This is a genomic window from Pseudomonas abietaniphila, assembly GCF_039697315.1.
In the GTDB taxonomy this organism is placed as follows: Bacteria; Pseudomonadota; Gammaproteobacteria; order Pseudomonadales; family Pseudomonadaceae; genus Aquipseudomonas; species Aquipseudomonas abietaniphila_B.
Genome location: NZ_CP155619.1, coordinates 2,145,796 through 2,163,160, shown reverse-complemented (window position 1 = coordinate 2,163,160; position 17,365 = coordinate 2,145,796). Strand labels below are relative to the sequence as shown.

Genomic DNA, 17,365 nt, shown 5'->3' with positions numbered 1-17,365 from the left:
CACGGGGGCTGATGTGTAAGTTTACATTGTTTCAAGAGTTTTAATGAGAAGAGTGGCATTGCCCGGTTCTACATTTAGGGAGGGTGCGGTGGTGCCCTTTGGCACGAGTTCATGCACTATGCAGTGTTGGATGGAAAAAATCTCTTAAAGAGCTTTAAGAGGAAATTTCCGGTGTTTCAGATTGGTTAAGTTCCCTGCGTGATCTGAGCCAATTGCGTATCGTTCTTGGTGTTTTTCCGATCTCCCTAGCTATGTTTTCTATACTCTGCTTCTGGTACCACATGCCGATAGCCTTCTGCTTCAAATTGTCTCTATTTGCTTTTGATACTGATTCTGGTGGTAAATAGTACTCAGAGAACTCTTCGTTAATCTCGCAATTGCCTATTTTTTCTGCTAGGAATTTTGCAATTTCTAGGTCTTGCACGAATAGTAATATGTTGGAGGTGCTTGTTCTTGAGCGTAGAGAAGTTCTGCAAACAGATTGCAGGGTTGATTCATAAAATCGTTCGTACTTTACGGCACTCTTGATTTCTTCGGGGTTTACTTCATTCTTTACAGATAACAGCTCTGCAAGCGTGCCCAGACTTCTAGCCTCAATTGGAGTGATGTTTCCATGCTGCAGGCAGATTGCAATTTTGTAGTCTGAGTACTCATTCATACCCCTGTTATCGATGGGGATGAATTTGATGTTGCTATCGTCATGGCGTGGTGGAATAGGTAGTTCGGGTTGGCACCACTGATGGGCGACTAGAATAGCTTGCCTGTTCCCAATGATTCTGAATACGTCTACTTTCAACCATGCATCTAACAGGCAATCTTCCTGATAGTCAGGATAAAGCTTTCCTCCCTTCATAAGTGCGGCGCTTTTGGAGTACGGTCTGTTGTTGAAGAAAGGATGAATCTCTACCTTGTTTCCATACCCCGTAAAATCGATGTCTGCCTCAATGGGTCGGATGAGCCAGCCTGCTGCTTTGAGCGTAACTCCAAGAAGAGTCTTTTCTACCTCAGCCCCCATGATCACTGCTTCCTCTGCTGCTTCGAATGCGGGGATATAATGTTTAATCCCGATGACTCTAACTGTCCGTTTCAGCCTGGCGTCAATGTCATCAACTTCAACAGCATATCTGCTATCAAGTAATGCCGTAAGAACTTCGCGTGCATCAGTGGCAAGAGTTGAGTCGTCTCCATTTGCCAGTCCTTCAATAAGCGTACGGCAATCGTCCTTTGCATACAGCTTACTCTTGTCGCCTGATTTGGCAATGGTAGTGATTTTATCAAATGTCTTCCGGTAGGATATGTCGGTGAAGATATACGTAGAGCAGTCCCAGGTAGCCGGGATTTCATCAACGTAAAGTTTCCATCCATCTAGCGTCTCAGGGGCGATCAGCCTCAGTGATTCGTGAGTGCATATCAAAATTCTGTGTGTTCGGTTGAGCAGGCTCTCCTCTAAGCATTTGACTACAGAGCCTTCCACAGTGCTACTGTCGATGGCATTAAAGTCCATACTTTGGGTCTGCATTCGGCGTTGTACCTCTGCCGAAAGGGCTTTGGTTGGAAACACGAGTAAGGAATACTGGTCTAGTGATGTGGTGATCCGGTTAATTAGCCAAGAAGTTTTTCCCGCTCCTGGTGGTGCAATTAATGTATGGATAGATTTCATAATAGGTTCGGCTTTAAAATTATCGACTGAATTCATGGTTTAGCAATGCACTGCCAAAGCTGTGAGTCTTTGGTTAGAAGTTTGTGAAGTCTCAATAGCGCTCTGGTAGCTTGTGAAGCTAGGCTAGATAAGTGAACCCTTGCTCTTGGGCTTGGCTGCAATTCTGGAAAGTTAAGTCAGGTTTCTCAGTCGTTCAATCTTGGCCATACGCTCGCGACGCTTTTTCTTTGGGTAAGTTTTTTCGATATCAAACAGGTTTTGCCGAGCTTTGTGATATGCCTGATAAGTCTCAAGCTGCCAGTTTGCGTTTTCGAAGTAATCATCCAGTCGTTCTCCAAGTCTGTCAATCGAAAGATAGCTCTTGGTTGTGTTTTTTTTTTGCTGATTTTTTATTTTTTATTAATCTTCGATTTATTGGTTTTAGAGTGCGATTTGCTGGCGTTTTTTAGCAGCTTGTCGCTGTTGGGGCTCAATTTACTGGTTTTAGTATTTATTTGTTCAGTGTTAGTGTTCGACTTAATGCCTAAGTGTGCGACTTATTGCTTAAGTGTTCGACTTATTACCTAAATGTTCGACATGTTTTGGGCTGCCAGACTCACAATTCGATCTTTGACAAAGCCTCAGCCATCGCCTTCAATGGGCTGCGACTGCCATAGACGCTGAACGTGACTGCCCCATCCTCATGTCCGACGATTCGTTTGATCAGTGAATCTTGAACTCCAGCATCTCGCAGGTCGTCAATGAGCGTGTGGCGGAAGCTATGGAACGTTTTCCTTGGGTCGGTGACGCTCAGCTCGCCCGGTGTCGGGCATCACCCCGATACCTGTACGACGAGCCGAGCGGCGAGCTACGTTGATACCTGTCCGCAAGCTCGTTGTGCCAGACGATTCGCTCACGCGTCCGCGAGCAGCCCTGCCGCCTTCGCGATACTGGGCAGCTTCTTTATTTCCAGCGCCATTCGAGAAAGCGGGTTAATACCATAGCTGTCTCCGATGTGTCCGGTCGCATGGCCAGTGATCCAGTCGCTTACTTCCTTCGGAATGCCATGTTCCCTTGCGAGTGTCTTGAAGCTGTGTCGGAACGCGTGAAGCGGGTTTCGGCCTGGCTGATACACTCCGCACCTTGCTGTGATTGGACGCCAAGCCTTGGTCACGATCCCGGCGAAACCATCGGACACCTTGATGAGCTGAGGGAAGACTCTGTCTTCTGGCTGCCGATCCTGCACCAATGTCAGAAACCCTAGCGCGATCAAATCCTCATGCACTGGGATTTCCCTGCGGCTACTGTCGGTCTTCACGGACTTGTCAGGGCGGTCGTCGATGATCCGTATGAACCAACTTCCGCTCTCGTGTTGATGGATGTCCCGGACATATAGCTGAGCCAGTTCCTCCCGTCGTCCTCCGGTGTAGGCCGCCATCAGCGGTATCCAGAACAATGCATAGCCCGGTCGTCCCTCCGCTGTCCGGAGCTTTTGAAACTCTGCATGGCTGAACAAAGTGACCAGTTCGTCCCATCTATACCCCCGATTATCGTCCAGGCGGCGTTTCGGCTTACCTGATCCGAGGCGTTTGTGAATTCGGGATGCGGTGACTGGGTTTGTCTCGATCTGCCCGTGGTCGACGGCGAACGCCATCACTGATGAGAGCCTCGCCAATAACAGGCGGGTGGATGAAGTTGCGAGCGGTTTGACCTGATCACTTGACGGCTGGAGTAGTTTGGCAGCAAACGCGTGTATGTCCGAGGGCTGGATCGCCGTTATGGGTTTGTCACCCATGTCCGTAATGAAGCGATTGACCGCTCGACTGTAATCAACTCCGTGACGACGGGACACGTATGCAGGCCTGTCCGACATGGATATGGCCTTAACGTAGTCAGTAAGTACTTCCGAAAGCCGTACATGGCTTTCCATTTTCACCGGGGCTGGTGCTGGTGCTGCGAGCGGGAGAGACGTGATCTCGTGCAGCTTATGATGCTCAGAATTGAGGCCGTGGCGTGCATTATGAAAAAGCTGTTCGGATTCCGCGTACGCGACAGCAAACGCCGATTTCGCTTGCTGGTGATTTCGCGTGTTCAACGAGCGACGTATTTCGGTCTTGCCGATGATGTGCCTGAGATCATCCGGCACCCGACGCCGGAGGTAGTAGATGCCTGAGTCTGGGTGCCTGAATGGTTGTGCTATCAATGCCATGTGTACCAGCCTTGTGTATCAGTTGGCTGGGAAGGGGCAATGCTTACGTTACTTACTGACGCTCAGGCGAGTGGAGTAGAAGCATCAGCGAACCCGTTCCACCTGCGTCTCCGCCCCTCGCTCGCGCACCCAGAACAACGTCGCTCCGGCCACCGCCGCAGGCATCATCAGGATGTTGACCACCGGGATCAGCAGCACCAGATAAACGATGCCGCCGAAGCTCATGCTCTGCCAGCGTTTGGCGCGTAGCCAGGCGAGCATGTCTTGCCAGCTCATTTTGTGGTTGTCGGCCGGGTAGTCGATGTACTGAATCGCCATCATCCAGACGCCGAACAGCAGCCAGAGCGGCGCGGCGATGATGTTGACCACGGGGATCCACGACAGGATGAACAGGCCGATGGCGCGCGGCAGAAAGTAGCCGAGCTTGCGCATTTCACGACTGAGGGTGCGCGGGATCATTTCGATCAGTTCGCCCCAGCTGAACGCCGGAAAGTCATCGGTGCCCCGCAGGACGACTTCGACCTTTTCCGACAGAAAGCCGTTGAATGGTGCCGCGATGATGTTGGCGATCATGGTGAAGGTGAAAAACACCATCAACACCACCAGCACCACGAACAGGGGCCAGAGAATGTAATTAAGGAAGCTTAGCCAACTGGGCAACGTTGGCATGAACGAATTGACCCATAGGCTGAATTCGTGCCCCGCGAAATAAATCAGCGCGCTGAACAGCACCAGATTGATGGTCAGGGGCAACAGGACGAATAAACGCAGGCCGGGGCTGAGGACCAGTTTCAGGCCTTCGCGCAGGTATTGCGGGCCGGACAGAGCGGGTGCGGGCATGTGATCCTCCAATCGTTGAAAACGCGCCGACCTTACCGGCTTTGCGTGGGCGGCGGAAGCCGGATCAGCACCGTGACATTCGCCGAAACACTCTGGCGACGGTAAAGTCTATCGGCAGGACGCGCGAAACGGTTTGTCGGAATAGGTGCGGTCTATGAGCTGGATTGTGAAACGATATTTCCTTAATCTTCGCCGCCCCGATAAGCTTGCGGGCAACTTTTAGACCTATTCCCATTCACTTTGAACCTCGAAGGAGTCTCAATGAGCGTTCTGGTAAACAAACAAGCCCCTGACTTCACCGCAGCGGCAGTCCTGGGTGACGGTTCGATCGTCGACAGCTTCAAGCTGTCCTCTTTGCGTGGCAAATACGTCGTGCTGTTCTTCTGGCCTCTGGACTTCACGTTCGTGTGCCCGTCGGAAATCATCGCGCACGACAACCGCATCGCTAAATTCCGCGACCTGGGCGTTGAAGTGGTTGGCGTTTCCGTCGACTCGCACTTCACCCACGCCGCATGGCGCAACACCCCGGTTGAAAAGGGCGGCATTGGTCCGGTCCAGTTCACCATGGTCGCCGACATCAAGCACGAGATCACTCGCGCTTACGGTATCGAACACGAAGACGGCGTTGCGCTGCGCGGTTCGTTCCTGATCGACCAGGCGGGTGTGGTTCAGCATCAGGTGGTGAACAACCTGCCACTGGGCCGCGACGTAGACGACATGGTTCGTCTGGTCGAAGCACTGCAGTTCACCGAGCAGCACGGCGAAGTCTGCCCGGCTGGCTGGCGTCCAGGCCAGAAAGGCATGAAGGCTGACGCTTCGGGCGTTGCCGATTACCTGGCTGAAAACGCGAAGAGCTTGTAAAGAAGAGCTTGTAATACCGTCGCTGCGACTTCGGTCGCAGCTTCCAGATTTCAGGATTGGCGAGTCAACCTTCCCCAAGCGCGCTCGCGGGTCCTTTTTAATTCAGCCGGTGCGCCGGTCCAGCTTTCAGTAACTCCGACCACACGTAACGATGGCCGGTCGATAGGAGTGTGTCATGTCTGATGTACGTCATTCCCGAGTGATTATTCTCGGCTCCGGCCCTGCCGGTTACAGCGCTGCGGTCTATGCGGCACGCGCCAACCTCAAGCCTCTGCTGATCACCGGCATGCAGGCGGGTGGTCAGCTGACCACCACCACCGAGGTCGACAACTGGCCGGGCGATCCCCATGGCCTGACCGGCCCGGTATTGATGGAGCGTATGCGCGAACACGCCGAGCGTTTCGAAACCGAAATCGTCTTCGACCACATCAACTCCGTGGATCTGGCCGGCAAGCCATTCACCCTCAAGGGCGACAGCGGCACCTACACCTGCGACGCGCTGATCATCGCCACTGGCGCCAGCGCTCGCTACCTGGGCCTGCCGTCCGAAGAGGCGTTCATGGGCAAGGGTGTTTCGGCCTGTGCGACGTGCGACGGTTTCTTCTACCGCAACAAGCCCGTGGCTGTGGTCGGTGGCGGTAACACGGCCGTTGAAGAGGCGCTGTACCTGGCCAATATCGCGAGCAAAGTGACGCTGGTTCACCGTCGCGAGACCTTCCGTGCCGAGAAGATCCTGATCGACAAGCTGCACGCACGTGTCGCCGAAGGCAAGATCGAGCTCAAGCTGAACTCGACGCTGGACGAAGTGCTGGGTGACAACATGGGCGTGACCGGTGCGCGCCTGAAGAACAACGATGGCAGCACGTCGGAGCTGAAAGTCGACGGCGTGTTCATCGCCATCGGCCACACCCCGAACACTTCGCTGTTCGACGGTCAGCTGGCGCTGAAAGACGGCTACATGGTGGTGCAGGGCGGTCGCGAAGGTAATGCGACGGCCACCAGCGTTGACGGTGTGTTTGCGGCAGGTGACGTGGCTGACCACGTCTATCGTCAGGCGATCACCTCGGCGGGCGCCGGCTGCATGGCGGCACTGGACGTCGAGCGTTACCTGGACGGCCTGGCGAACGCCTCGTTCTGATCGGCCGCTTCAACACAAAAAAACCGGCTCATTGGGCCGGTTTTTTTATGCCTGTTGACCGCAATCACGTGTAGGAGCGTGGCTTGTCCCGCGATCTGGCGCGCAGCGGCAGTAAAACCGGATAACGCGGTGCATCAGCGATACCGCATTGCACTGATTCTACGACGACTGCGTCGCCGATCGTCCGGATGCGGCCCAGACACAGTCGCGCTCCTACAAGGGCGAGGGGTGTCAGGCCTTGCGCGTCAGCGGCTGCGCGCTGAACGTGACGCCCGCCAAACCATGGACGATCAGCGCACGGATGTTGCCGTGGTCGCTGCCGTCTGGCGTTGCGACGACCGAACGATAATGCTCACCGAAGGCCAGCAGGGCTTCTTCGTCGCTCAAGCCTTCCAGCAGTGCCAGGCCCAGCGTCTTGCACGAGCCTTCGTTCTGGCCTGCGGCGTTCTCCACCGGACCGTTGCTGAACGCTTGCGGCTGGTAGTCGTAGTGCGCAGCCACGAACGCCAGGGTGTCGGCGAATACGTGTTCGCCACTGTTGAGACTGGCGCGCAGGGTGTTCAAGTCAGTCATGTTTCTTTTCCTTGGCAAACGCGGCCTGCTGGTCGGCGCTGGCTTCTTTCTGATAAAGGGATTTCCACTCGCTGTACGGCATGCCATAGACCACTTCGCGGGCGTCATCGAGGCTGATGTCGATCTGCTTCTCGTCGGCGGCGGCCTTGTACCACTTGGACAGGCAGTTCCGGCAAAAACCGGACAGGTTCATCAGGTCGATGTTCTGCACATCCTTGCGGCTGTCCAGGTGCGCAACCAGACGACGGAAGGCGGCGGCTTCGAGTTCGAGGCGTTGTTGCTCGGTCATGACGGGCTCTGTGCGAAGAAATGATGGGGCGGATGATAAGAGTGCAGGGCGGGGCGGGCAATGGTGTCCGTCGAACGGACACATGACCTGTGGGAGCGAATTCATTCGCGATGTGGTCGCACATCCGATCCCGGTGTTGGATGTGCCTGCCTGTCGCGAATGAATTCGCTCCCACAATGGAACATGTCCCGCAGCGGAACGTGCTCCATCGTCGGAATCAGCGTTCGGCCGCCAGGGTAATGGACACCGACTCTGCAAAGCGCAGGGCATGCGGCTTGTCGACTTCCACTTCGGCGTACTGCACGGGTTCGTGGCTCATCACAAGGTCCAGCACTTCCTGCGTCAGCCGTTCGAGCAAGGCGAAGCGATTGTTTTCGACGTGCTGGATGATCGCTTTGGTGATGGTGCGGTAATTCAGGGCGTGATCGATGTCGTTGTCGCGGACCGCTTCCTGAGCCGCATACAAAATCGTCAGGTTGATCAGCACGTCCTGTTTGTTGAGGATTTCGTCTTCGTTGATGCCGATGTAGGTGCGCAGGCACAGGTCCTTGACCCTGATGCGTGCGGTGCCTGGTTCGAGTCTTGCCATGGGACTACTTGCTCCGTCCGATCAGTTGCAGGAATTCCATCCGTGTCGTGGTCGATTCGCGGAACGCGCCAAGCATCACCGACGTGTTCATGGTCGAGTTCTGCTTTTCCACGCCGCGCATCATCATGCACATGTGTTGGGCTTCAATCACCACCGCCACACCGGCAGCGCTGGTCACGCCCTGGATAGCATCGGCGATCTGGCGGGTCAGGTTTTCCTGAATCTGCAAGCGACGCGCGAACATGTCTACGATGCGCGCGATCTTCGACAGGCCCAGTACTTTGCCCGTCGGGATGTACGCCACGTGGGCCTTGCCGATGAAAGGCAGCAAGTGATGCTCGCACAGCGAATACAGTTCGATGTCTTTGACGATCACCATTTCGTCGTTGTCGGACGCAAAGAGCGCGCCGTTGACGATTTCTTCCAGCGTCTGGTCGTAGCCGTGACACAGGTATTGCATCGCCTTGGCCGCGCGCTTGGGGGTGTCCAGCAAACCTTCGCGCTCCGGGTCTTCGCCCAGGCCGACAAGGATTTCACGGTAGTGTTGTGGCAGTGACAAGGTCATCAAAGGGTTCCTCGGGGCGGCTTACTTGACGTGCCGTCCACCGTTTACGGTCAGTGTGGTGCCGGTGACGTAGGGGTTGTCCATCAGGTAGCGCAGGCTTTGATAGATCACGTCGGGACCGGGTTCGATGCCCAATGCCGATTTGGCCAGGGTGGTAGTGCGGTACGCCGCATCGTCGTCTGGTTTGAACATCAGCATGGCAGGGGCGATGCCGTTGACCTTGATGTCTGGGGCATACCGGGCGGCAAACGACAGGGTCAGGTTATCCATACCCGCTTTGCTGGCGCAGTAAGCGATGTGCTTGCTGCTGCCTTTGCGCGTGACGTCGTCACCGATGTGAATAATGTCTGCCATCGCAGAACGCTTCAGCAGTTCGGCGCAGTGCAGGTTGATCAGATACGGCGCAAGCATGTGCACGTTGAACATGCGCATGAACACGTCGCCTTCGTCGCCTTGGGTCTCGGCCAGCCATTCCGAGGCATTGTGGACGATTGCGCGAAGACTGTCGGTGATGCCTTTGAGCTGCGCGATAAACGCCATCACGCTTTCTTGCGAGGAAAAATCAGCCTGAATCGCAACGGCGCCTTTGTCCCTTAGCGCCTGCACGCCGGGCCGCTCGGTCCGGTAGCTGACAATCACCGGATAACCGTCGTCCAGCAACCGTTCCGCGCAATGCAGACCGATACGCTGGCTGGCACCAGTGATGAGGACAGGGTCAAGAGAGGAAGCCATGGCAGCTCACGCGCTTATCAGGGAGAAGAAAACCGGGAGGTCGCGGGCGTGCCGATATCTGAAGCGCAGGCGGCAATTGGTTTCATTGCGCCATCAGAGGTCGACCGTCTGTGGCAAAGTTAACCCAATGGTCAGTGCTGTACAACTCTGAGCAAAGAGGGGCATTTGGCGGTTGCAGGCTGGAGCGGTGGGGCAGTCAAGGTTGCAGCGTCTTGCCGGGCGCATTCGCGGGTAAGCGCGCTCCTACAGGGTAGGGCGCCGGCCGGGACAGATGCGATTCGCGTTTTCGTTCGCCATTCGCCGTGGTAGCGCGCTTGCTTGAGAATGCGCGCTGTCCATCATCGGGTCGAAGCGGATTCGGCAGGTGGCGTGGTGGCAGGTGTGCTGCTGTTCAACCAGCCGGACAACAAGTGCGTTGAGAGCGGAATGAACCAGAAGACCATTAACGGCGTAAGAATCAGGGTGCTGATCATGATCCGCGGCAGCAAATCGAACTGCGCAAGCAGCGGGCCCAGTACATAGTTGAAGATCAGCGACACGGGAAAGAACGCGAGCCAGATGGCCACTGCCTGTTTCCAGCGAGGAGGGCGCTGACCGACGGTGCCGAACCAGCCGTCCATGCCACGTACGCGGTGCACGGAATTTTTTGCGAACAGGCCGCTGCCGCGCACCAACCATGAGCGTCGGGAGGCCGAATGCTCCCAGGCGTGCATGGTGGCTTCGTCGGCAAAGCGGAAAATGATCTGGAATTCGTCGTCACCCGGAGGCGGTGCGAGCACACCTGAACCCAGGTAGCCGGGGAAGTCGGTAGCGAGTTGTTCGCCTTCATGCAGCCAGGCAATCAGTTCCTGATAGCGGCCGTGGGCGACGCGACGGGCAACCATCAGCGTGACGGGTGAGGTAGACATTGTGTATCTCCGATAAACGAGTGAGGTTCCCGGGTAGGGAAATCACATGGCGTGACGCCGGGGTGATGGCGTCGCGTCAGCTTCGTTGAGAAAAGCAAGCAAGGATTATTCCTGAATCCGTGTATAAAGCCAGAAGTCTTTGGCCCTCAAGCCCTCTCAGACGCCCAGCGGCAGTTGTACAATCACCACCTCTTTCGATTTGGCGACAGGCTTTTCCCGATGTCTCACGTGCTCCCCGTTTCCTCGGTCGTCGAAGGCCATCAGCAAGCGTTGTTCCCCATCCGTGAAGTTTCACGGCTGACCGGCGTCAATCCGGTCACGCTGCGGGCCTGGGAGCGTCGTTATGGACTGATCGTGCCGACGCGCACGGAAAGCGGTCACCGCCTTTACTCCGCAGCTGATATCGAAACCGTGCACAGCATCAGGGGCTGGATTGACCGTGGCGTGGCCGTAGGCAAGGTCGGCAAGATTCTGGCCGGGACCCGCGACCTCGACGGCAGCATGCGCGGGCTCCACAGCGTCATCGACGGTGCAGAGCAGCAAGCGTGGCAGAAGCAACTGCGTCAGGCGGTCAACGATTTCGACGAGCGCTGCCTCGATCAGCTCTATGGACAGATTTTTTCGACGTATCCGCTGCCGGTCGTGTTCGAAGATGTGGTCATGCCGGTCTGGCGTGAATTCACGGTGCGCCACGACGCGTTCGGTCAGACCAGCGAGTGGTTATTCCTCGACAGTTTCCTGCGCGCGCGAACCCTCCAGCGCGTACAGCTCACGCGAAGTGCGGCGCAACAGCGCGTCTTGCTGGCCGCCATGCCGGAAGGGTGCCGCGAGCTGGAGTTGTGGGTGGCCGGCGTCTTGATGACCACACCGCAGATAGCGGTCAGTGTGCTGGCACCGGGACAGCCGCTGGAAGAATTGAGTCTGGTCTGCGGAAAAATGAAGCCCGACGCGCTGGTGCTGTTCTCCACTCAGGTGTCGGCGAACGATGTGCCCAAGCGGTTGATACGGCTCGGGCTGGGTCTTGAGTGCCCATTGCTGGTGGCAGGCGAAATGGCTGACGTCATTCAGGACAGTCTGGCGGGGTCGGCGATTGGATGTCTAGGCAGCGAAGGACTGGTGATGCAGCGGCGCTTGCAGCAGTTTCTGGCAGGGCGGATGGATACCTAGAGGCCGTTGCGAACCTGAGCTGCAGGTGAAGGCGCCACAGCTCTGATGTCCAGCCTGAGGCTTACAGCACGGGCCGCTGCTTTACAGATGCATCGAAGGATGAATCTTGCGGTGTTCCTGAAGGATGTACTGGCGCAGGCGCTCGGTGTCTTCTTTGCTGTTCTGACTCAGGCGATAAGCCGCCAGGCCTTGCTCGGTCAGGCGTTCGAACGTACCGCGCAACGCGATGGGCGCAAGGCCGGTCGGTGTAAACCAGGCTGAGAAGTATTTTGGCGGTTTGGTCTGCTTGCGGATTTCCAGCAGGATGCCCTTGAACGAAATTTCGTGCACCCACAAGGCGGTCAGTGAGCCTTTCTCGGTTTCGAGGGCGACGGGCTCTGGCAGGGTAAGACGCCATGGGCGAATCCGAGGGCCTTCTTCGAAGATGCTGGGCGCACCCAATTCGAGGTGCAGCGCGTGAAACTCGTCTTCGACCAGGTGCAGCGGGAAGGTCATCTGTTGATTGTCGAACTGAGCTTGAATCGTCACTTGTTCGTGCGCGGCCAGTCGCGTCAGCAGATCCTGGATCTGAACGCCTCCGTTGACCACCAGGCTGCGTGAGCTGTCGCGCAGGTTCAGCTTGGGGTTGTGCTGCATGTTCTGGATGAAGTCCAGCTCATCCTGCGTGAGGATTGTGTCGCGCTGCATGGTCAAGCTCGATTAACCGGTTATTAAAAAAGCAGACAGTAAATTCGGATTTTGGTTGCTGCCGTTCGTCAGTTACGGGATGTTACCGCTTCAACGCAGCCAGTTCAGTGCGAGCTTGCGCCAGTTCGGCCTGCAATTCGACAACTTTTTGTTGCATCAGCACCTGCTCGGTCACGTCCTTCTGGATGCCAATGTAATACATGAGTTTTTCGGCATCGTTGAACACTGGTGTGATCGACAGCTCATTCCAGAAAGACGTCCCGTCCTTGCGATAATTGCGCAGAACCTGACGGCAAGGCTGGCCTTTCTTCAGCGCTTCGCGAATCGCCCGACGTGCAACCTGGTCGCGGTCATCGCCCTGTAGAACGCGACAGTCCTGATAAAGAATGTCGTCGGCACTGAATCCCGTCAGATCCTCGAAGGCCTTGTTGGCATAGATGACGATGTTATCGTCACCCTCATGCTCGGCAATCACGATGCCGTCGCTCGACGCGTCGACCACCAGCTGCATCAGTTTTGCGTTGATCATGAGGCGCTCCCTGCGGGCATCGAAAAGCCGGCATTCTAAGACATTGCGCCCTTTTGGGGCATAATGCCGCACGATTTTACTCAGTCACAGGATCAGAGAATGAAAGTCGCCATTGTTTCGGGCTCGGTGTACGGCTCGGCCGAAGAAGTTGCCCGACACGCCCAGCAGATCATCAAGGACGCCGGTCACGACGTCCTGTTCAATCCGCGCGCGAGTCTGGCTGATCTGCAAGCGTTCGCCCCGGAGGCCTTTCTGGCCGTGACCTCGACGACCGGCCTGGGCGAGTTGCCGGACAACCTTCAGCCGCTGTATTCGCAGATCCGTGACGTATTGCCTGCCGCGTGGCGCGGCTTGCCGGGCGGTGTCATTGCGCTGGGCGACGCCAGTTATGGCGATACCTTTTGTGGTGGCGGCGAGCAAATGCGCGAGCTGTTCATGGAGCTGGGACTGCGCGAAGTGCTGGAGATGTTGCGTCTGGACGCCAGCGAAACCGTCAACCCTGAAGGCGACGCCGAACCCTGGCTGGCTGACTTCGTCAGCAAGCTCGGCGCCTGACGCCTCTGATGGCGCTGCTTACTGTCTCAGCAGCGCCAGCCAAGCCTGGGCGGCTTTGGACAGATAAGCGCCATCACGCCAGATAAAAGCGATGTCCCAGCGAAGACGGGTCGGCGCCTTCAAGGTGACATGCACGACGCCGGGCCTGACCAGCGCCTTGGCAACCACCTGAGGCAACAGCACCACGCCTTGACCCGCCGCCACCAGTGCGGCAAGAAAGTCGGCCTGACCACTGCGCCCGCCTTCTTTGGGGGTGAAGCCGACTTGCTGGCAGGCCTGCAACAACCGGTCGTTGAGCACAAAACTGCGCTGATAAAGCAGAAACGGCGTGTCGGCGAGTTGGCTCAATTCGACTTCCTTCAGATGAGCCAGCGGATGATCGGCGGGTAACAGCGCATCGAGCGGTTCATCACAAAAAGGCTGGGACGCGAACGCCGGATCATCCGGTGTGAGGCTTGCCCCCAACTCCAGTTCGCCCGTCATCACGGCCTGTTCAATGGCCCGGCTGCCGCCTTCCAGCAAATGAATCGTGACATTGGGATAAAGCCGACGGTATTCGGCAAACGCCTTGGCAAACAACGTGTCGCTGCCCAGCATGGGCAATCCCAGATGCAGTTCGCCGCGCGCCAGGTTGCTCAAATCGTCCAGCTCACGTAGCAAGCCATTGCGCAACATGAGCATTTCCTCTGCCCGGTGGTGCACGACCTTGCCTGCCGCCGTGAGGGTGACCTGTGAGCCGTGCCGATCCAGCAGCGTCACGCCCAGGCTTTCCTCCAGTTGAGCTACCTGTTTGCTCACTGCAGACTGGCTGATGAACAGCGTCCGTGCCGCCTGAGTGAAGCCGCCCTCGCGCACGACTTCGACGAAACTGCGCAGCTGTTTGAATTCCATGGGATCGAGCGCCTGCTTGTAATGGTTATGGCGCGAGTATGACGTTTGAAATTCCGTATTGGAATAGTTGAAAGTCTGACAATTCGTTTTTGGGATGGAAGCGGGCTCGATAGACTGCAATCCTCAGAGGACTGAAAGCTCATGAACCGTTTAGCTCGTCTCGCTCGCGTTACTGTCGAACTCGTTGCCTTATTGGCGATTTATCAGGTCGGCTGCGAGATCGCGTCCTGGCTGAACTGGCCGATCCCGGGCGGTGTGATCGGACTCGCTTTGTTGCTGCTGATTTTCGCCAGCGGCCTGGTGAAACCCTCAACGCTGCAAACCGGTGCGGGCTTGCTGCTCGCCGAGATGCTGCTGTTCTTCATTCCGCCGCTGATGAGTCTGTTGGACTACGGGGCGCTGGTGCGCACCGAGGGCTGGCGCATCATGCTGGTGATCGGTTTCAGCACGTTGATGGTGATGGTGGTCACGGCGTTCACCGTCGAAATGGTCTGTCGTCTCAGAGATCGTTCAGAGGAGGGCAAGGCATGAGATTCGAGCCGATGCCAATCTTCTGGCTGCTGATCACCGTCCTCGCCTACGTTTCCAGCCGTTGGTTGTATCGCCGCACAGGCCGGTACCTGCTGTCGCCACTGATCCTGGTGCCCACCGTGCTGCTGGCGATTGCCTTGCCGATGCACACCGCTTATGCCGAATATTCCACCAACACCCATTGGCTGATGCTCGTCCTCGGGCCGGTCACGGTGGCGTTTGCCATCCCCATCTGGCAGCAGCGCGCGTTGCTGGCGCGTCATTGGCCTGCGCTGTTGATCGGCATGCTCGCCGGCAGCGCGGCCTCGATCGCCAGTTCGTTCGGTCTGTCCAGGGTGTTTGCCCTGGACACCTCGGTGGCGATGTCGCTGGTGCCGCGTTCCATTACCACACCCTTTGCCATGCCGCTGGCGCATGATCTGGGTGGGGTTCCCGAGCTGACCGCCGTGTTCGTGATGTGCACCGGCGTGTTCGGTGCCGCGCTGGGTGGTGTGTTGCTCAAATGGCTGCCATTGCGCACTGCGCTCGCCCGCGGCGCTCTGTTCGGCGTGGGGGCGCACGGCGCGGGCGTAAGCCGGGCGCGGGAGGTGGGCGGCGAAGAAGGTTCAGTGGCCGGACTGGTCATGGTGCTGACGGGATTGTTGAATCTGTTTGCAGCGCCGCTGTTGGTCTGGATGCTCTGAGAACCCTGTTCCAGAGCCTTCAGGGCGCTGCTGACTCGCCGGGCCATTAAGGTGGCTGCCAAGGCAAGTACCGCGACGGCGAGGGCTGTCTAGACTGCTGATCAACTAGAGCAGAATAACCGCCGAGGAACGCCTAACGTGAAAGTCGCACAGGCAGTCGCCGATACCGTCAGCCCCATCAATTCCACTGTCAAAGATCAGGTCAGCCCGGCTGAATGGCAGACGCGTGTCGATCTTGCCGCCTGTTATCGGCTGGTCGCCCTGCATGGTTGGGATGATCTGATTTTCACGCACATCTCGGCCAAGATTCCCGGCACCGAAGACTTCCTGATCAACCCCTACGGTTTGATGTTCCATGAGATCACCGCGTCGAGCCTGGTCAAGGTCGATCAGTCGGGCAATAAGCTCATGGACAGCCCTTACGACATCAACCCCGCCGGTTACACCATCCACAGCGCGGTGCACGAAGTTCGCCACGACGTGGTGTGCGTCATGCACACCCACACGGCCGCAGGTGTCGCGGTTTCGGCGCAAAAGCAGGGCGTGTTGCCGATCAGTCAACAGTCGCTGTTCGTGCTGGCAAGCCTGGCGTATCACGCTTATGAAGGCGTGGCGTTGAATCATGAAGAGAAAGCGCGCCTGCAAGCGGATTTGGGGAACAGCAACTTCCTCATGCTCAATAACCACGGCTTGCTGACCTGTGGTTCCAGCATTGCCGATACCTTTCTGATGATGTTCACCTTTCAGCGTGCCTGCGAAATCCAGGTGCTTGCCCAAGGCGGCGGTGCTGAACTGATCCCTATCGACGGGCAGATCCTGGCCGGGGCCAAAGCGATGATCGCCGGCGTGACCCGCAGCGCCGAGGGCATGGGAGGAGCGTTGGCCTGGCCTGCTCTGTTGCGTAAGCTCGATCAGTGCTCGCCGGGGTATTCGCAGTAATGAGGCCGGCGGAGATCCCTCTCAGCGTCTGGCGCACGCAGGGGCACGACTTCGTGTTTCGCGGGCAGACCATTCGTTATTGGGTGGCCGGGCAGGGCGAGCCGTTGTTGTTGCTTCACGGTTTTCCTACCGCCAGTTGGGACTGGAATTATCTGTGGCAGCCGCTGAGCCGCCAGTATCAGGTCATTGCCTGCGACATGCTGGGCTTCGGTGACTCAGCCAAGCCCCGCGATCACGATTACAACCTCGTGGAACAGGCCGACCTGCAACAGGCGTTGCTGGAGCACTTGCAGGTGCAGCAGCCGGTTCATGTTCTGGCCCATGACTACGGCGACAGCGTGGCCCAGGAGCTTATGGCCAGGCACAGTGAAAACAGCTTCGCGATGGCCAGTTGCGTGTTTCTCAACGGCGGCCTGTTCCCGGAAACCCATCGCGCGCTGTGGGTGCAGAAGCTTTTGCTCAGTCCCGTGGGCTGGCTGGTGGGGCGGACATTTGACCGCTGCAGCCTGGACCGCGACTTCAGCCGTATTTTCGGGCCGAAGACACGCCCCAGCGAAAGCGAACTGGATGATTTCTGGAGCCTGATCTCCAACAATCGCGGTCACCACATCATGTATCGGCTGATCAGCTACATCCCCGAACGCCTTGTTCGGCGCGAACGCTGGGTACAGGCCATGCAGAGCAGTCAGGTGCCGATGCGCTTCATCAACGGCGCCTCGGACCCGGTCTCCGGGGAGCACATGGTCGAGCGTTACCGCGAGCTGATTGCCGATCCCGATACCGTGTCCATCCCTGATATCGGCCGCTACCCACACACCGAAGCACCGGCGCTGGTGCTGCGTCATTACCAGCGTTTCCGTGCAGACATCGCCGAGCGCAGGCCTTGCACCGTGCCGCCTCGTGCCGTACAGACCAATAAAGCCCCCGATCATCCCGTTGCGTTATCGAGCACCATTCAGAGTGCCTCGTGTTGATTGTGACCAGCGCATGACTGGTTGACACTCGATGACTGTTTCGCGCGTTCCTGATCCATCTGCCAA

20 protein-coding genes and 1 pseudogene are annotated in these 17,365 nt (G+C 57.2%); 8 read left to right on the top strand and 13 right to left on the bottom strand.

All coding sequences use genetic code 11. The annotated features are described in order from the left end of the window. Positions 1–154: 154 nt before the first annotated feature. The 4 genes and pseudogenes from ABDX87_RS09570 to cysZ all read right to left on the bottom strand — a co-directional run bounded on the left by ABDX87_RS09570 (position 155) and on the right by cysZ (position 4,688). Positions 155–1,519, bottom strand: a complete 1,365-nt coding sequence (locus ABDX87_RS09570) for a hypothetical protein (protein ID WP_346832643.1) — start codon at positions 1,517–1,519, stop codon at positions 155–157. Between the two features lie 736 nt (positions 1,520–2,255). Continuing rightward, positions 2,256–2,456 (bottom strand): annotated as a pseudogene (locus ABDX87_RS09565) (site-specific integrase); the annotation flags it as partial. A 96-nt stretch (positions 2,457–2,552) separates the two neighbouring features. Continuing rightward, positions 2,553–3,848: a site-specific integrase gene (locus ABDX87_RS09560; RefSeq protein WP_346832642.1), complete on the bottom strand. Its 1,296-nt coding sequence runs from the start codon at positions 3,846–3,848 to the stop codon at positions 2,553–2,555. Between the two features lie 84 nt (positions 3,849–3,932). Next, positions 3,933–4,688, bottom strand: a complete 756-nt coding sequence (gene cysZ, locus ABDX87_RS09555) for a sulfate transporter CysZ (RefSeq protein ID WP_346832641.1) — start codon at positions 4,686–4,688, stop codon at positions 3,933–3,935. 261 nt (positions 4,689–4,949) lie between these two features. On the opposite strand from cysZ, the gene ABDX87_RS09550 reads away from it, so the two are divergent. Both ABDX87_RS09550 and trxB read left to right on the top strand, forming a co-directional pair. Then, positions 4,950–5,549, top strand: a complete 600-nt coding sequence (locus tag ABDX87_RS09550; protein WP_346832640.1) for a peroxiredoxin — start codon at positions 4,950–4,952, stop codon at positions 5,547–5,549. 175 nt (positions 5,550–5,724) lie between these two features. Continuing rightward, a complete protein-coding gene (gene trxB / locus ABDX87_RS09545; protein ID WP_346832639.1) occupies positions 5,725–6,687 on the top strand; it encodes a thioredoxin-disulfide reductase in 963 nt (320 codons plus the stop codon). 231 nt (positions 6,688–6,918) lie between these two features. On the opposite strand, the gene ABDX87_RS09540 is transcribed toward trxB, so the two are convergent. The 6 genes from ABDX87_RS09540 to ABDX87_RS09515 form a co-directional block, all read right to left on the bottom strand. Continuing rightward, complete coding sequence (locus ABDX87_RS09540; RefSeq protein ID WP_346832638.1) at positions 6,919–7,260, bottom strand: HopJ type III effector protein; 342 nt, start codon at positions 7,258–7,260, stop codon at positions 6,919–6,921. Continuing rightward, complete coding sequence (locus ABDX87_RS09535; RefSeq protein ID WP_166597198.1) at positions 7,253–7,549, bottom strand: DUF1244 domain-containing protein; 297 nt, start codon at positions 7,547–7,549, stop codon at positions 7,253–7,255. The genes ABDX87_RS09540 and ABDX87_RS09535 overlap by 8 nt, the downstream gene beginning before the upstream one ends. 217 nt (positions 7,550–7,766) lie before the next feature. Beyond that, on the bottom strand, positions 7,767–8,138 hold the full coding sequence (gene folX / locus ABDX87_RS09530; RefSeq protein WP_074753602.1) for a dihydroneopterin triphosphate 2'-epimerase: 372 nt from the start codon (positions 8,136–8,138) through the stop codon (positions 7,767–7,769). A gap of 4 nt (positions 8,139–8,142) precedes the next feature. Continuing rightward, positions 8,143–8,703: a GTP cyclohydrolase I FolE gene (gene folE, locus ABDX87_RS09525; RefSeq protein ID WP_074753603.1), complete on the bottom strand. Its 561-nt coding sequence runs from the start codon at positions 8,701–8,703 to the stop codon at positions 8,143–8,145. Between the two features lie 21 nt (positions 8,704–8,724). Next, a complete protein-coding gene (gene folM, locus ABDX87_RS09520) occupies positions 8,725–9,435 on the bottom strand; it encodes a dihydromonapterin reductase (RefSeq protein WP_346832637.1) in 711 nt (236 codons plus the stop codon). Between the two features lie 338 nt (positions 9,436–9,773). Next, positions 9,774–10,343 carry an antibiotic biosynthesis monooxygenase gene (locus tag ABDX87_RS09515; protein ID WP_346832636.1) on the bottom strand — a complete coding sequence of 190 codons (570 nt, stop codon included), beginning with the start codon at positions 10,341–10,343 and terminating at the stop codon, positions 9,774–9,776. 219 nt (positions 10,344–10,562) lie between these two features. Here ABDX87_RS09515 and ABDX87_RS09510 point away from each other — a divergent pair, with 219 nt between their 5' ends. After that, a complete protein-coding gene (locus ABDX87_RS09510; protein WP_346832635.1) occupies positions 10,563–11,510 on the top strand; it encodes a MerR family transcriptional regulator in 948 nt (315 codons plus the stop codon). Positions 11,511–11,591: 81 nt separating this feature from the next. On the opposite strand, the gene ABDX87_RS09505 is transcribed toward ABDX87_RS09510, so the two are convergent. Together ABDX87_RS09505 and ABDX87_RS09500 are read right to left on the bottom strand one after the other, a co-directional pair. Further along, positions 11,592–12,197, bottom strand: a complete 606-nt coding sequence (locus tag ABDX87_RS09505) for a hypothetical protein (RefSeq protein WP_346832634.1) — start codon at positions 12,195–12,197, stop codon at positions 11,592–11,594. An 82-nt stretch (positions 12,198–12,279) separates the two neighbouring features. Next, the gene (locus ABDX87_RS09500) at positions 12,280–12,726 is read right to left on the bottom strand and encodes a PAS domain-containing protein (RefSeq protein WP_346832633.1); all 447 of its coding nucleotides are present in this window, start codon (positions 12,724–12,726) and stop codon (positions 12,280–12,282) included. Positions 12,727–12,825: 99 nt separating this feature from the next. Here ABDX87_RS09500 and ABDX87_RS09495 point away from each other — a divergent pair, with 99 nt between their 5' ends. Next, on the top strand, positions 12,826–13,281 hold the full coding sequence (locus ABDX87_RS09495; RefSeq protein WP_346832632.1) for a flavodoxin: 456 nt from the start codon (positions 12,826–12,828) through the stop codon (positions 13,279–13,281). Positions 13,282–13,299: 18 nt separating this feature from the next. On the opposite strand, the gene ABDX87_RS09490 is transcribed toward ABDX87_RS09495, so the two are convergent. Beyond that, positions 13,300–14,172 carry a LysR family transcriptional regulator gene (locus ABDX87_RS09490; RefSeq protein ID WP_346832631.1) on the bottom strand — a complete coding sequence of 291 codons (873 nt, stop codon included), beginning with the start codon at positions 14,170–14,172 and terminating at the stop codon, positions 13,300–13,302. 141 nt (positions 14,173–14,313) lie between these two features. Here ABDX87_RS09490 and ABDX87_RS09485 point away from each other — a divergent pair, with 141 nt between their 5' ends. The 4 genes from ABDX87_RS09485 (at position 14,314) to ABDX87_RS09470 (ending at position 17,299) form a co-directional block, all read left to right on the top strand. Next, positions 14,314–14,703 carry a CidA/LrgA family protein gene (locus ABDX87_RS09485; protein WP_346832630.1) on the top strand — a complete coding sequence of 130 codons (390 nt, stop codon included), beginning with the start codon at positions 14,314–14,316 and terminating at the stop codon, positions 14,701–14,703. Continuing rightward, entirely contained in the window at positions 14,700–15,386 is a 687-nt protein-coding gene (locus ABDX87_RS09480) for an LrgB family protein (RefSeq protein ID WP_346832629.1), read from the top strand. Before ABDX87_RS09485 ends, ABDX87_RS09480 begins: the two co-directional genes overlap by 4 nt. 177 nt (positions 15,387–15,563) lie before the next feature. Then, positions 15,564–16,325, top strand: a complete 762-nt coding sequence (locus tag ABDX87_RS09475) for a class II aldolase/adducin family protein (protein ID WP_346833478.1) — start codon at positions 15,564–15,566, stop codon at positions 16,323–16,325. Continuing rightward, on the top strand, positions 16,325–17,299 hold the full coding sequence (locus tag ABDX87_RS09470; protein WP_346832628.1) for an alpha/beta fold hydrolase: 975 nt from the start codon (positions 16,325–16,327) through the stop codon (positions 17,297–17,299). The genes ABDX87_RS09475 and ABDX87_RS09470 overlap by 1 nt, the downstream gene beginning before the upstream one ends. Positions 17,300–17,365: the final 66 nt, after the last annotated feature.

Bases quoted from the DNA above. Each gene is read 5' to 3' on its own strand.
- ABDX87_RS09570 (WP_346832643.1), bottom strand. From the start codon at position 1,519: ATGCAGACCCAAAGTATGGACTTTAATGCCATCGACAGTAGCACTGTG.
- ABDX87_RS09560 (WP_346832642.1), bottom strand. From the start codon at position 3,848: ATGGCATTGATAGCACAACCATTCAGGCACCCAGACTCAGGCATCTAC.
- cysZ (WP_346832641.1), bottom strand. From the start codon at position 4,688: ATGCCCGCACCCGCTCTGTCCGGCCCGCAATACCTGCGCGAAGGCCTG.
- ABDX87_RS09550 (WP_346832640.1), top strand. From the start codon at position 4,950: ATGAGCGTTCTGGTAAACAAACAAGCCCCTGACTTCACCGCAGCGGCA.
- trxB (WP_346832639.1), top strand. From the start codon at position 5,725: ATGTCTGATGTACGTCATTCCCGAGTGATTATTCTCGGCTCCGGCCCT.
- ABDX87_RS09540 (WP_346832638.1), bottom strand. From the start codon at position 7,260: ATGACTGACTTGAACACCCTGCGCGCCAGTCTCAACAGTGGCGAACAC.
- ABDX87_RS09535 (WP_166597198.1), bottom strand. From the start codon at position 7,549: ATGACCGAGCAACAACGCCTCGAACTCGAAGCCGCCGCCTTCCGTCGT.
- folX (WP_074753602.1), bottom strand. From the start codon at position 8,138: ATGGCAAGACTCGAACCAGGCACCGCACGCATCAGGGTCAAGGACCTG.
- folE (WP_074753603.1), bottom strand. From the start codon at position 8,703: ATGACCTTGTCACTGCCACAACACTACCGTGAAATCCTTGTCGGCCTG.
- folM (WP_346832637.1), bottom strand. From the start codon at position 9,435: ATGGCTTCCTCTCTTGACCCTGTCCTCATCACTGGTGCCAGCCAGCGT.
- ABDX87_RS09515 (WP_346832636.1), bottom strand. From the start codon at position 10,343: ATGTCTACCTCACCCGTCACGCTGATGGTTGCCCGTCGCGTCGCCCAC.
- ABDX87_RS09510 (WP_346832635.1), top strand. From the start codon at position 10,563: ATGTCTCACGTGCTCCCCGTTTCCTCGGTCGTCGAAGGCCATCAGCAA.
- ABDX87_RS09505 (WP_346832634.1), bottom strand. From the start codon at position 12,197: ATGCAGCGCGACACAATCCTCACGCAGGATGAGCTGGACTTCATCCAG.
- ABDX87_RS09500 (WP_346832633.1), bottom strand. From the start codon at position 12,726: ATGATCAACGCAAAACTGATGCAGCTGGTGGTCGACGCGTCGAGCGAC.
- ABDX87_RS09495 (WP_346832632.1), top strand. From the start codon at position 12,826: ATGAAAGTCGCCATTGTTTCGGGCTCGGTGTACGGCTCGGCCGAAGAA.
- ABDX87_RS09490 (WP_346832631.1), bottom strand. From the start codon at position 14,172: ATGGAATTCAAACAGCTGCGCAGTTTCGTCGAAGTCGTGCGCGAGGGC.
- ABDX87_RS09485 (WP_346832630.1), top strand. From the start codon at position 14,314: ATGAACCGTTTAGCTCGTCTCGCTCGCGTTACTGTCGAACTCGTTGCC.
- ABDX87_RS09480 (WP_346832629.1), top strand. From the start codon at position 14,700: ATGAGATTCGAGCCGATGCCAATCTTCTGGCTGCTGATCACCGTCCTC.
- ABDX87_RS09470 (WP_346832628.1), top strand. From the start codon at position 16,325: ATGAGGCCGGCGGAGATCCCTCTCAGCGTCTGGCGCACGCAGGGGCAC.